Below are 12,758 nucleotides of genomic sequence, written 5' to 3' on the forward strand. Positions count from 1 at the left end.
GGGTGCCCGCCCCTCCTGTCGTACCGTCAGGTCACTCCGGCAGCACCAGCGCCGGGGTCTCCTTGGTGAGCACCTCGCCGCGGAAGAAGGCCGGGCTGCGCTTCGTCATCACCAGCATCACCAGCAGACCCACCGTCAACACCCCGACGCCGATCACGAAGACCGAACCGACACCGAAGACCGAGCTGCCGCTGCCGTAGTCGGTGCTGTACATGTCCTTCAGGCTCTGCAGGAAGATCCCGGTCAGGATCAGCCCGCCGGTGACCGGGAAGACCACCTTGAGCACCGCGTCCCGGACCGAGCGGGTGAAGTCCTTGCGGAAGTACCAGGCGCAGGCGAAGGCGGTCAGCGAGTAGTAGAAGCAGATCATCAGGGTCAGCGCCGCGATGGTGTCGGTCAGCACGTTCTCGCTGATCAGCGTCATCACGGTGTAGAACGCCCCGGTGCCCACGCCCGCCGTGACGATCGCCCGGCCCGGGGTGCCGTACTTGCGGTTCACCTCGGTGAAGGACGGCGGCAGCGCCTCGTAGACGCTCATCGCCAGCACGGTGCGGCTGACCGGGATGAAGGTGGTCTGCAGGCTCGCGGCGGCCGAGGCCAGCACCGCGACGAACAGCAGCACGCCCAGCGTCGGCCCCATCACCGGCCCGGCCAGCGCCTGGAACACGTTGGACGAGGTCTCCGGATTGCCGAGGCCGGTCCCGGTCTCGCCGACGCCCGCGTACATCTGCACCGCGACGGCGGTGAACAGGTACGAGCCGACCAGCACCACCATCGCCAGCAGCGCGGCCCGCCCCGGGGTCTTCTCGCTGCCGCCGGTCTCCTCGTTGGCGCTCAGGCAGGCGTCCCAGCCCCAGTACATGAAGAGCGAGAGCGAGAGCCCGGCGATGAACGACGACCAGGAGGACGCCTGGAACGGGTCGAGCCAGCTCCAGGAGAAGTCCAGCGAGCCCGGTGCGTCCCCGGCCACCGCCTTGGAGATCGCCATCACGGCGAACACCGCCAGCACCGTGAGCTGCAGCCCGACCAGCGCGTACTGCACGCCCTTGGTGGCCGTCATGCCCCGGTAGCTGATCGCGGTGGCGACCGCGATCAGCGCCAGGCAGGTCAGGACGTGGGCGGCCTTGTTGTCGTTCAGGCCGGCCAGCCAGTCGCTCCCGGTGATCTCGCCGAGCAGGATGTAGAAGTACTCGGTCGCGACGCCGGCCAGGTTGGACAGCACGATGATGGTGGCCACCACCAGCCCCCAGCCGCACATCCAGCCGACCTTCGGGCCGAAGGCCTTCACCGTCCAGGTGAAGGACGTGCCGCTGTCCGGGACGGCCTTGTTGAGCTCCCGGTAGGCGAAGGCGACCAGCATCATCGGCAGGAACCCGGCCAGGAAGAGCGCGGGCATCTGCAGGCCGACCGCCGCCACCGTGGTCCCGAGGGTGGTGGTGAGGCAGTAGACCGGGGCCACCGTCGAGACACCGATCACGGAGTTCCCGAGCAGGCCGACCGAGTTGCTGTTGAGCCCCTTGGAGCGGACGCCCTTGGCGGCGTCAGCTCCGCCGGCCGCCGCGCTGCGGCCGGTCGTGGGCTTGGAGTCGAGCTGAACCATGGACCCGACCGTACGTTGAACTGTTTCCGCAGCTCAGGGGCGCGCCGGTGACGAACCGTGACATGAATCATGCGCCCCTGATCCGAGTTTCGCCGCTGATTACCAGGTGTTGGCGAGATTTTCACTTCGAATCAGAGGCTCATGGCTGGTTCGCCAGGGCAACGAAACCCGCACCGTTACCAAATCCGGGGCAGGTGGCGGACCCTTGTGATCTATGCCACTTGGGCTCCCGCAGGCTGGAAACAGGGGGTGCTCACCCGGAAAATCACCCGGTTCTCAGGTGGCGGGTGCCTCACGCGTCGGGCAGCCGGAAGCAGGAGGAGCTCACCCGGAAGATCACCCGCTTGCGGTCACGAAGCGCCTGGCTCCAGACGGCGACGGTCTTCTCGGGGTTCTTGGCCCAGACCTCCAGATCGGTGTGGGTGGCGTCCCACTGCTCGCCGGCGCCGATCCAACCGGACGCCTTGAGGTGGTCCCGCACCCGTTCGACCGCCTGGTTCAACCCCTCCGGGTCGAGGCCGTCGACCTGCCAGAAGTGGATCGCACTGCGGACCTTCGCGTCCTTCTGGCCCTCGCACTGGGAGAAGTTCACCTCGTTGCCCTGCTCCCGCGAGCCGGTCACCCCGAGGGCCTGGTAGACCTGCTCGGAGACCCGTTCCAACTCGGCCTTGATCTGGATCTCGGGAGCGATGCGCAACGACGTGTCCTTCTCGGAGCCTGCGGTCGACCCGCAGGATGTCAACAGGGTCAAGATGGCGGCGACAGCAGCCAGGCGAGCGGATCTCACGGCGCGCTCCCCCATTCCAGCTGCACGTCGCGGTAGTTGCCGGCGACGATCGAGGCCTGGTTGTCGAGCGAGCTGTGCGGCTTCCCGTTGTCGTCCCAGTAGCTGCTGTGCCCGCTGTTGCCCTCGGTCGTGATCCGGTTCGCTCCGAACTCCTCCGAGGTGGGCGTGTTCGGCAGGTCGAACCAACCGTCGCTCCGGCCGTGTCCCAGGCCACCGACCGAGGGCACCGGATCCCAGTCCGCCTCGGCCGCCCAGACGTGCCGGGGGTCGATGTTCAGGTCCCTGGCGTACGGGACGTGCATGCCGGGGCTGCCCGCCACCACGATGTCGTCCACCGCCAGGCCGTTGCCGTTCTTCGCCGCCTCACCGACCACCACCGAACCGTAACTGTGGCCGATCACCGTGGTGTGCCGCGACGTGCCGGGGTCGTGGGTGGTGCCGAGGCTGTCGATGTAGCTGTCCAGCTTCGGCGCGCCGTCCTCGGCGTAGTTGTTGAACGGAGCGTCCTTGACGATGTCGTCGGGTGCGTCGTAGCCGAGCCACATGATGGTCGCGGTGTCGCCGGTGTTGCTCTTCTGGTCAGCGGCCCGCTGGAGGTCGCGCATCTTGTCCATGTAGCCGTTCATGGACCCCAGATCCACCGTGGTTCCCGGGACGAAGACGGCGGTGTTCCTGGCGGTGTCCGGGTTGCCGAACGACACGATCGCCTTGCCGTCGTCCTTCGGGTCGAAGCCGAGCAGGAACACGTCCTTGCCCTTGGCCTCCTCCTGGTCCATCCGGTTCCGCAGGTCGAGCATCTGCTGGTAGTTGTGGCCGCCCTGGCCCGCCAGGTCCAGCTGCCGCTCCAGGTTCTCCCGGTTGGCCAGGTCGCGGAGTTCGCTGCTGATGCCGTTCAGGTTCCCGATCTCGCCCGGGTAGAGGGCCAGGTACTCGCGCTGCTGCTGCGGCGACAGCCCCGCCCACCACGTGGCGTTCGCGGTCGGGTCGTCCGAGGTCGGCACCACCGGCCCGAGCCCGAGCTGCGAGCGCACCGCGTTGATGTCGTTGGCCACCTCGCCCTGGGCCTTGTCCGGGTCCGAGGTGACGACGTCGCCGTTCAGGCTGCCGAGCGCCGCCGCGCCGTCGGCGCTGGCCCGCTCGGCCTTCTGCACGGCCTCGTCGATCCGCTGCCGGAACTCGCCCAGCCGGGCGTTCTGCTGACGGTTGATCTCCTGGTAGTCCGGGTCGTTCCGGTAGGCCGGGTCGAGCTGCGGCCCGGTCACCGAACCGTCCTCGCCCACCTGGTAGTTGTTGCCCTCCGCCTCACTGACCGCGCGCCGCAACTCCTGCTGGGCCTCCGACATCCGCCGGTGCACGGTGTCGAGCACCACCGCGATCGCCATCGCCTCGGCGTTCACGATGCCGAGCTGCTGCTCGGCCTTCTCCAGCTGCGGCTTGGCGGCCTCGGCGGCCGAGCCGCTCCAGGAGGTCAACGGCCCGGCGGCCTGCGAGCGGTGGCGCTGCTGCGCCTCGCCCGCCTGCTCGCCGAGCTTGCGCCAGGACGAGGCCGCCTCCTCCAGATCACCGAAGTTCTGCCGCAGCAGCAGCGCGAAGCTCCCCGCCACGGCTACATCACCATCCTGAAGCGGCTGGCCTCCCGGCGCTCGGTGCCCTCGTAGTCGTCGGCGTTGGTGCGCAGCCCGTCCGCGTTCGCCTCCAGCAGGGCGTGCAGCCCGGTCAGTGCGGTGCGCCAGCTGTCCGAGATCTGCGACAGCCCTCCCGACACCGACCACCCTGCGGTGGAGGCGGCGGCGTCGCCCGCGTCGCGGACCGCCCGGTCCGAGAACGGGCGCAGTTCGGCGCCCACGTCGGAGACCACCTGCGCCGAAGCGCGCAGGTCCTCCGGCTTCACATCGATCGATGACAAGGTTTCCGCCCCCGCGTACGTCTGCACTCCGTCAACTGTGGGCGACACCCTAGTGAATGCCGCCCGCCGCCCGCGATCCACTCGGGCGAACCGTCACCGAGCTGCGACGAACCGTGCGCCCGCCCCGGCCCCCGCACCACCCCGCAGCCGCCCCGCACCCGCCTCGCGCCCGGCCCGCGCCCGGCCCCGACCGCAGCCGACGCGCTGTCAGCCCGGGGCCCTAACGTGCAGTCATGACGCAAGCCGTACTGGCGTACGCCTACCGCCACCCCTCCGCCGTGCTGGCCGCCCCCGGCGGGCCGCAGCTCGCCCTGGCCACCTCCGGCGGCGCCGGTCCGCTCGGCGCCACGGCCCACCCGCACTTCTTCTCCGGCCGCCTCACCTCCCCGGCCGCCGCCGCGGCCGGCCTGCTCGCGGTGGCCGACGTCGCCGCCGTCCGCTACCACCAGCCGCAGCGCCCGGTGCTGCTCGACCCGGCGGTCACGGCCAACGGGGACCGGCTGCGGTTCGAGTCCTTCTCCGCCTGCTGCGGCGTCTACGCCCGGCTGGACGTGACCGCCGAAGGCCTGGACGGGGCCGCGCCCGGCCACGGCACCACCAACGTGGACGTGAACCACCCGCTGCGCGAGGCGCTGACCCGGGTCGCCGACCACGAGCCGCTCCGACTCGCGGTCGGGCAGGAGGAGTTGGCCGTCACCACCACCGAGGGCCCGCTGCTGGAGAAGAAGGTGCCGCTGCCCGAGCGCTGGGTGCGCGGCTTCGCCGAGACCCAGGTGGTGGCGGCCGGCTTCGACCTGCGGGCCGAACTTCCGGCCGCCGAGGCGGTGCGCTTCCTGCGCACCCTGCCGCGCGGCGGCCAGGCCGCCACCGGCCGGAGCAGCAGCCGGGGCCCGGTCGGCTGGGTGCAGCCCGGCCCGGGCGGCCGGAGCCTGCGCCCGGCCACCCGGCCGGCGCCGGGGGCGGTCTGCCTACCGGGGCCGGAGCGGCTCACCGCGCTCCAGCGGGTGCTGCGCCACGCGCTCGCGCTCCGGGTCTACGGCCCGCCGGTCACCGCCGGGGCCGCGCCCACCGCCTCGGCCTGGGAGGTGGTGCTGCCCGGGATGCGGCTGACCCTCACCCTCTCGCCGGACGTCGCCCGGGGCTTCTCCGGCGAGGGCGGCGTGCTGACGGCACTGACCGGCGCCGAATCGGCGGCCGACGCCGAGCTGGTCTCCGTCCTGCTGGCCTGGGAGCCCCGGATCGAACCGTCCGAGCTGGCCCGGGAGTCGGGGCTCCCGGTGGAGCGGGTACGGGCCGCCCTGACCCGCCTCGGCACGGCCGGCCAGGTCGGCTACGACACCGCTGAGGCGTCCTACTTCCACCGCCAACTCCCCTACCACGCCCAGCGGGCCGAGCTGGACAACCCCCGACTGCGGGCCGCCCGGGCCCTGGTAGCGGCGGGCGCCGTGCACCGCTCGGGTCCGGTCGCCACCGTCACCGTGGACGACCACGAGCAGCGGGTGCGGATCGCCGAGGACGGCACGCTGAGCTGCACCTGCCTCTGGTGGGCCAAGTACCGGGGCGGGCGCGGCCCGTGCAAGCACGCGCTGGCCGTCACCCTGACCGCCACCCCCGAGCGCGCCCCGGCCCGCTGAGGCGACCCCGCCCACCGCTTCCCCGTCCGCCGCCTCGCCGGCCGCCGCCCCGCTGCTCGTCCCCGGCCCCGTCTGCCTCCTCGCCCTCACCTCGCCCTCGACAAGGACCCGCCCCGATGAGCCTCGCCGAAGACATCACCGCCGGCCAGACCCCCGCCGTCTGCGCCACCGTCCAGCCCCTCAGCACCGCCCAACGGCGCGCGCTGCTGCCCGAGTTGAAGGAGCTGCGCAAGCGTCTCCGGGAGGACTGGCGGCTGCGTTCGACCGCCGCCCCGTCGCTGATGGTCGCGGGCGCGGTCTGCCACTCGGCCCCGTCGCAGGCCGCCGCCTGGCTCCGCGCCACCGAGTTCGAGGGTGCTGCCGAGTGGCACCGCCCGGCCCTGCGCCGGCTGATCGACGCCCAGCCGGACGGCTGGCGGTCCGAGGTGGCCGTCCGGCTGGCCGAGCACCGCCGCCGCACCCCTGGCCTGGGCTTCTCGGTGCCGTTCCAGGTCACCGAGTACCTGGTGCGCACCACCGGCTGCCCGCTGCCGCTCACCGACTCCCTGGTGCTCAACTGGGCCGAGGACCGCTCCTTCCCCCGCCCCCGGCCGGACCTGCCCGGCCGGCTCCCGGTCGGCACCGGCCTGCACGCCCGGCTGCTGGCCGACTCCTTCACCCCGCTGCTCGCCCCGCTGATGTTCGAAGTCGCGGGCACCGAGCGGGTGTTGGAGCAGGTCTGGAGCGGCCAGGCGGAGTCGGAGCGCTGGCCCGCCGTGCTGGCCAGGCTCGCCGCCGAGGGCGTCCTGGACCGCACGGCGCTGGTCTCCCGGGTCCTGGCCCGGCTGCTGCGCGGCGGCCGTCCCGCCGAACTCCGGCCCGTGCTGGCCACCTTGACCGCGCTCGCGCCCACGTCGGCAGAGCTCACCGCCGAGAGCCGTACGCTGCTGGCCCTGCTGGACGGCTCCTCGACCGTGGCGGGCTGGGCCCAGCAGACCCTGATCGCGCTGGACGCCACCGGGGTCCTGCCGCCCGAGACGGTCACCGAGGCCGCCCGCACCGTGCTGTTCCGCACCGAGAAGAAGCTGGTCAAGGCCCAGCTCTCCTGGCTGGACCGCACCGCGAAGCGGACCCCGGCCCAGGCAGGGGCGGTCCTGCTCGCCACAGCGGATGCCTACGGCCACCCCGACCGCACGCTCCAGGAGGAGGCCCTCAAGCTGACGGCGCGCCACCTCCGGGCGGCCGACGACCGCGTGGTCGCCGAACTACGCTCCACTGCCGAGCAGTTGGACCGGGCCCATCACGTGAAGGCCGCCGAACTGCTCGGCCTGGCCGCCCCGGCCGACGACCACGGTGACTACCGCGAACTGCTCCCGCCCGCCCCGGTGTCACGGGCCGTGCCCGCCCCGGTCGCCGGGCCGGCCGAGGCCGCCGAGGAGCTCTCGGCGGCGCTGGCCGGGCGGGCGGGCGTCGCGGAGTTCGAGCGGGCCCTGGACGGTCTGGTGCGCTGGGCCTGGCTGGACGGCCCCGTGCTGGCCGAGGCGCTCGGCCCCGTGCTGGCCGCCGCTCCGTACCGGCCGCTGCGGATGGTCGGCGAGGCGGCGGCCGGCCAGTTCACCGCTGAGCGCGCGGCGGAGTGGGCCCAGCCCTTCCTGGCCGACAGCGGGCGCCACTTCCAGGCCCAGCTGGCCGCCCGGCTGGACGAGGCCGCCCATCAACTCGCCGGTACGCGGGTCCCGTTGCTGCTGGCCACCCCCACCCAGGAGACCGGCGCCCTCGACCCGGCGGCCCTGGTCGAGCGGGTCGCCCGTTACGAGGAGCTGGGCGTCACCCCCGGCCCGGTCGACTACGGCCAGGCCCTGCTCCGGGTCACCGCGGCCGGGCCCGCGGTACGGGCCGCCGCCGCGCGGCTGAGCAGTCCGCACGGCCGCCACCTCGCCCGGTGGCTGCGGAGCGGCGGCCTGCCGCACCAGCCGACCACCCTGCGGCCCGGCAGCCACGGCAGCACCTCCTGGCAGCAGGCCGGCTACCGGCTGGCCGTGCAGCCCGGGGTCGAGCCGGCCCAGCTGCCCGAAGTCGTCCCCGGCACACCGCTGTTGCCGCCGCACCTGGTCCGGCTGCTCGGGCCGACCGGCCAGTCGGCCCCGGCTCGCTGGGTGCCTGCGCCGGACGTGCACGCGGTGGCCGTCCTGCCCGGCCACCGGGAGGAGCTGGCGGCCCGGCTGCTGCCGCACTTCGGCTCGGTCGAGCACCACTTCACCGGCGACGGGCTGCAGCTGCTCCCGTACCTGGCGGAGGCCGACGGCCCGGTCGGCCCGGCCGTGCACCTCGCCGTCGCCCACGCTCTCGGCGCCCAGCGCCCCGAGGACCGGACGGCCGCCGTCGACGCCCTGCTGGTGCTGGCCTCCCGGGGCGATCTCGACCCGGCCCTGCTCGGGCGGGAGTGCGCCGAGCTGGTGCGCGAGGGCTCGGTCAAGCCGGGCCGCCTGGCCCGGTCCCTGACCGCGACCGCCGAGACCGGCGCACACCGCACCGTCTGGAGCGTCCTGGCGAGCGCCCTCCCCGGCCTGCTGGGCGCCGAACCCCCGCACGGCACCGTCGACCTGCTGGCCCTGGCCGCCGACTGTGTCCGCCACTGCGGCCCGTCCGGCCTCACCCTGCCCGCCCTGGCCGACCTGGCCGCCCGGCCCGGCACCAGCAAGCTGCTCACCGAGGCCCGCGCCCTGCACGCCCTGCTCTGAACCGGCCCCGTACCCGAAGGTCCGTCAGTCCAGCCCGGACTGACGGACCGTCACGTTCAGCCGCCCGGTCAGCCCGAGCGCCGGGTCCGCCGTCCCCGGCAGGGTGCGCGGCACCCCGTGGTAGGCGAAGCGCATCGGCCCGCCGAAGACCAGCAGGTCACCGCTGCGCAGTTCGAGGTCGGTCCACGGCCGGGTCCTGGTCTCGGTGTTGCCCAGCCGGAAGACGCAGCCGTCGCCGAGCGAGAGCGAGACCACCGGGGCGTCCGCCCGCTCCTCCCGGTCCTGGTGCAGCCCCATGTGGGTGCCGTGCGCGTAGTGGTTGACCACCGCGATGTCCGGCGCGTACCCGACCGCGCCGGCCACCTGTGCCGCCCTGTCCCCGTACGCCTCGGCCACCGCCCGCACCGCCAACTCGCCCAGCAGCGGCGGGAACGGCTTCACCGGAGCCCCGTCCCCGTCCACCACGGTGCGGGCGTAGCGGTACGGGTACCAGTGCCAGCCCATCGAGAAGGACCGCACCGACATCTCGCCGCCGCCCGGCATCCGCACCGTCCGCATCCCGGCCGGCGGCCGGGCCCACTCCCGGCAGGCCTCGACCAGCTCGCGCTGCTCCGCCGGGCCGAGCCAGTCCGGCAGGTGCACCACGCCGGGCGCCGGGTCGGACCGCTCGCGCGGGAAGAGCTCCATGCCGCCATCCTGCCAGCCCCCGGCGCCGCGCGGCGGCCCGGCCGGTCAGCGGATCAGCGGATCAGCCCCAACTCCCGCGCGCACTGCGGCCAGGCGCTCCACCCCTGCCGTCGCTGGATCTCCTGGCCGACCGCGATCTGGTGCCGGCGCGGGGCGAGGTCGGGCCGCTCGGCGTAGCGCAGGCCGCCCATCTCCTTCCAGGTCGGCTGCCAGATCTGCAGTCCGCCGTAGAAGCCGTTGCCGGTGTTGGCGTGCCAGTCGCCGTCGCTCTCGCAGTCGGCCAGCCGCTGCCAGGTGCTGTCGGGCACGGCCGCCGCCCCGGCGGGGGCGGTCGCCAACGGGAGCAGCGCGCCGGTCAGGGCCAGCAGCAGTATCGGTCGTCGCATGGGCCCATCAAGGCACGGCCCGCACCCGGCGGCACCACGGCCGGGTCCGTCCAGGCGACGGCCCCGGCGTGTCGTGCGGAAACGCCAACGGCCGCCCCTCCACGAGGGAGGGGCGGCCGGGCCGACACGTCGTCAGCTCACGCGGAGCGTCAGGGAGTCCGGTGGGTTCAGAGGTTGATGACCTGACCCGGGAAGATCATGTCGGGGTTGGAGCCCAGGACACCGGCGTTGTTGTTGTAAACAACCTTCCAGTCCAGGCCCTTCTCGCCGGCGATCTTGCTCAGGGTGTCGCCGGCCTTGATGGTGTAGTTGCCACCGTTGGACTTGGCCGGGGCCTGGGTCTTCGGGGTGGCAGCCTTCGGGGCGGCCTTCTGCTCGGCGGCCTTCGGGGCAGCCTTCGGCGCGGCGGCGGCCTTGGGGGCGGCCACGGCCTTCTGCTCGGCGGCCTTCGGGGCAGCCTTCGGGGTGCTCTGCTGCGCCGGGGCGGCAGCGCGGCTCTCGGAGCGCGAGGCCTTGCTCTCCGAGGTGGTGGAGGTGTCGACCTTGGCGGCGGCGCCGCCCTTGGTCAGGCCCGCCTTGACGGAGCACACCGGCCAGGCGCCGGGGCCCTGACCCGCGAGCACCTTCTCGGCGACGGCGATCTGCTGGGCCTTGGTGGCCTGGTTGGCCGACGAGGCGTACGCGGTGCCGCCGTAGGCGGCCCAGGTGCTGGAGGTGAACTGGAGGCCACCGTAGAAGCCGTTGCCGTTGGCGATGCTCCAGTTACCGGTCGACTCGCACTGCGCGACCTTGTCCCAGGTGGAGACGTCGGCGGCGGAGGCGGAGGTCGCCGTGACGAGGCCGGCCACGGGCAGGACGGCGACGGCGCCGCCCATGACAGCCAGACGAACGCGGTTGCGCTTGACGGCGGTGGTGGCAGCGGCGGTCTCGTTACGGAAGGTCATGAGTATCCTCTCGACAATCCCGGGCGGGCAGCCGGAACCAAGCCCCGTGGGAGCCTGGTTTCTTCTGCCGCGTCCGCAAGACGGCCGTGCACGTCGCTGTTCCGACGTGCCGCACCGTCCCGGCAACCTTCCCCGCACACCTGCGCCGCTCAGTGGAGCTTCGCGCCGATGGGCACCTACCGCGCCGGAGTGATCCGGTGGGCTGTGCGCCGGGGGGTGAACCCGGGTCGTGCTCGTTGCACTGGTTACGAAGCTACGAGCCGATCCGGCAGATCCCAAACGTTTACGGGTTTTCCCAGTTCACGCGGGTGTTACCTCCAGTAAAGATCAAGCTAATCCAGCCCTTATGTCCGTTTTGGGCCCTATTTCCATGATCAAACATCCCATCGACGTGACCTGGGCCACTTTCGCGCCCCTGTGACCTCGCGCACAGCATCGACAGATTGTGACCTCCCATCCACCCGGCGCAGTCGAAATCGCGGCAAATTCCGTCGCCGCGCCGTTCACCCGTGACCCCAGCCACAACGTCCCGTTGGTAATGGCGGTCGGGGCTGCCCGCACCACCCCCAGACGAACCGAGGAGTCCCCCGTGCCGCGCTTGCTCGAAGTCAGCGACGAGGTCCGAGCCGAGATCGGCGACGACGAAGCAGACAACCTGCTCGCCGGAGCCCACGCGCCCGACAGTTACGACTGCGCCTCCTGCCGGACCCCGGGCAACTCCAGCCACGAGGCCACCAGCACGGTGCTCTTCGTGGCCGACGAGACGGCTGTCCTGGCCTTCGCCCACGCCCGCTGCATCCCCTCCCAGGTGGTCCCGGTCTCCGAGGACCAGCTGCTGGGCGCCGTCCGCAGCATCAGCGAGTCGCAGGCCCCCGCCGCCCCGGCCCCCGTTCCGGCCCCAGCCCCAGCCCCCTCCCCCGCGCCCGCACCGGTGCCGGCTGCGCCCGCGCCCGTGGCCGGCCAGCCCTCGGTCTCCAGCACCGGCCAGCCCGCCGTCCTCGGCATCACCTGCGGCCTGGTGCTCTGCGAGGGCACCGGCCACGCCGCCCTGGTGATCGAGCCGACCGGCCCGGTCGGCCGACCGGGCAACTCCTCCGGCCAGGACGAGTTCCTCGACCTGCTCACCGAGCAGGGCTTCCAGCAGATCACCGACGTGGACAAGGCCCCCGGCCAGCTCCCCGGCTGGTCGGTCCTGATGGCGATGGGTCAGCTCCACGCGATCCTGCACCCCACCCCGGCGGGCAGCAACGCCGCCTGGTGGCAGGCCCACCAGCCGCTCCAGGTCACCGACTCCTGGCGCTCGGCCGCCCGGCAGCAGTCGGCCGTCACCATGTACGCCGCCCCGGCCGGCACCATCGGCCGCCAGCCCCGTGAGGACCTGCTGCGCGCCGCCCTCGACCGGGCCGCGACCCGGGGCCTGCTGGTCGCCGCCTCCCTCCCGCTCGCCGGGACCTGAACCGCCCCGGTCGCCCCCCGGCCTGACGCCCCGTCAGGGGCCCGGACGCCGCCCCACCCGTCCGGGCCCCACGCACGCCCACACCCTCGCCCACCCGCACCCGCACCCGCACCCGCACCCGCACGACCACATCCCCGCAGGTCGGCACATGCCACCCCTCGCGCCGCCCGCATCCATGCCCGGACTGGCTCGTTGGTTCCTGCGTGTACAGCTACGAGGTCGCCGCCGCCCACCGCCAGCCCCCGACCCGTCCCATCCCGGGCATGCGCCCGTCGTACGACGCCGAGCACCCCAGCTCCCCGACGCCGATCTACGACGCGCTGTACTCCGAGTACCGCCGCCTCTTCCGCGCCCTGCCCGGTGACCGCTCCGGCGAGGAGGGCCTGCGCTTCGAGGGCTTCGCCACCCGCTCCCCGTACGACAGCGCGCCGCGTCCCGAGCCGTACCCGCCGCAGCAGCAGACCTTCCACACCTACCCGGGCCACGCCCAGGGCACCCCGCAGTTCATGCCCGCCCAGCAGAGCTTCCCCTCCACCGGCCAGGGTTGGGTGGCCACCGGCTACCTCTCCCCCACGGCCGGCGGCCGGCACCGCAGCAGCCCGATGCTCTCGCTCCCCCCGGGCCAGTACCAGTAGGCC

Annotated in this window: 11 protein-coding genes; 4 read left to right on the top strand and 7 right to left on the bottom strand. The window is 73.2% G+C overall.

The window, feature by feature from the left end; translation table 11 throughout:
- Positions 1-31: 31 nt before the first annotated feature.
- From ACIRBX_RS34390 to ACIRBX_RS34405, 4 genes are all read right to left on the bottom strand, one after another.
- A complete protein-coding gene (locus ACIRBX_RS34390) occupies positions 32-1,600 on the bottom strand; it encodes an APC family permease (RefSeq protein WP_402303459.1) in 1,569 nt (522 codons plus the stop codon).
- 292 nt (positions 1,601-1,892) lie between these two features.
- A complete protein-coding gene (locus ACIRBX_RS34395) occupies positions 1,893-2,297 on the bottom strand; it encodes a hypothetical protein (protein WP_402303462.1) in 405 nt (134 codons plus the stop codon).
- A gap of 86 nt (positions 2,298-2,383) precedes the next feature.
- Entirely contained in the window at positions 2,384-3,991 is a 1,608-nt protein-coding gene (locus ACIRBX_RS34400; protein ID WP_402303464.1) for an alpha/beta hydrolase, read from the bottom strand.
- Between the two features lie 2 nt (positions 3,992-3,993).
- Entirely contained in the window at positions 3,994-4,293 is a 300-nt protein-coding gene (locus ACIRBX_RS34405) for a WXG100 family type VII secretion target (protein ID WP_402303467.1), read from the bottom strand.
- A 233-nt stretch (positions 4,294-4,526) separates the two neighbouring features.
- Between ACIRBX_RS34405 and ACIRBX_RS34410 the strand changes: the two genes are divergently transcribed.
- Entirely contained in the window at positions 4,527-5,927 is a 1,401-nt protein-coding gene (locus tag ACIRBX_RS34410; protein ID WP_402303468.1) for an SWIM zinc finger family protein, read from the top strand.
- A 116-nt stretch (positions 5,928-6,043) separates the two neighbouring features.
- Entirely contained in the window at positions 6,044-8,647 is a 2,604-nt protein-coding gene (locus ACIRBX_RS34415; RefSeq protein WP_402303470.1) for a DUF6493 family protein, read from the top strand.
- A gap of 24 nt (positions 8,648-8,671) precedes the next feature.
- On the opposite strand, the gene ACIRBX_RS34420 is transcribed toward ACIRBX_RS34415, so the two are convergent.
- The 3 genes from ACIRBX_RS34420 to ACIRBX_RS34430 form a co-directional block, all read right to left on the bottom strand.
- On the bottom strand, positions 8,672-9,334 hold the full coding sequence (locus ACIRBX_RS34420) for an alpha-ketoglutarate-dependent dioxygenase AlkB family protein (RefSeq protein ID WP_402303473.1): 663 nt from the start codon (positions 9,332-9,334) through the stop codon (positions 8,672-8,674).
- Positions 9,335-9,387: 53 nt separating this feature from the next.
- Positions 9,388-9,720 carry a transglycosylase family protein gene (locus tag ACIRBX_RS34425; RefSeq protein ID WP_402303475.1) on the bottom strand — a complete coding sequence of 111 codons (333 nt, stop codon included), beginning with the start codon at positions 9,718-9,720 and terminating at the stop codon, positions 9,388-9,390.
- A 167-nt stretch (positions 9,721-9,887) separates the two neighbouring features.
- Positions 9,888-10,664: a transglycosylase family protein gene (locus ACIRBX_RS34430; RefSeq protein WP_402303478.1), complete on the bottom strand. Its 777-nt coding sequence runs from the start codon at positions 10,662-10,664 to the stop codon at positions 9,888-9,890.
- Positions 10,665-11,253: 589 nt separating this feature from the next.
- Here ACIRBX_RS34430 and ACIRBX_RS34435 point away from each other — a divergent pair.
- Together ACIRBX_RS34435 and ACIRBX_RS34440 are read left to right on the top strand one after the other, a co-directional pair.
- Positions 11,254-12,120 (top strand): hypothetical protein, encoded by an 867-nt coding sequence (locus ACIRBX_RS34435; protein ID WP_402303479.1) that lies wholly within the window; start codon positions 11,254-11,256, stop codon positions 12,118-12,120.
- A gap of 203 nt (positions 12,121-12,323) precedes the next feature.
- Complete coding sequence (locus ACIRBX_RS34440) at positions 12,324-12,755, top strand: hypothetical protein (protein ID WP_402303481.1); 432 nt, start codon at positions 12,324-12,326, stop codon at positions 12,753-12,755.
- Positions 12,756-12,758: the final 3 nt, after the last annotated feature.

The organism is Kitasatospora sp. NPDC096147 (assembly GCF_044763225.1).
Classification (GTDB): Bacteria; Actinomycetota; Actinomycetes; order Streptomycetales; family Streptomycetaceae; genus Kitasatospora.

Coding starts and splice junctions, on each gene's coding strand:
- ACIRBX_RS34390 (WP_402303459.1), bottom strand. CDS start 1,600: ATGGTTCAGCTCGACTCCAAGCCCACGACCGGCCGCAGCGCGGCGGCC.
- ACIRBX_RS34410 (WP_402303468.1), top strand. CDS start 4,527: ATGACGCAAGCCGTACTGGCGTACGCCTACCGCCACCCCTCCGCCGTG.
- ACIRBX_RS34415 (WP_402303470.1), top strand. CDS start 6,044: ATGAGCCTCGCCGAAGACATCACCGCCGGCCAGACCCCCGCCGTCTGC.
- ACIRBX_RS34420 (WP_402303473.1), bottom strand. CDS start 9,334: ATGGAGCTCTTCCCGCGCGAGCGGTCCGACCCGGCGCCCGGCGTGGTG.
- ACIRBX_RS34425 (WP_402303475.1), bottom strand. CDS start 9,720: ATGCGACGACCGATACTGCTGCTGGCCCTGACCGGCGCGCTGCTCCCG.
- ACIRBX_RS34430 (WP_402303478.1), bottom strand. CDS start 10,664: ATGACCTTCCGTAACGAGACCGCCGCTGCCACCACCGCCGTCAAGCGC.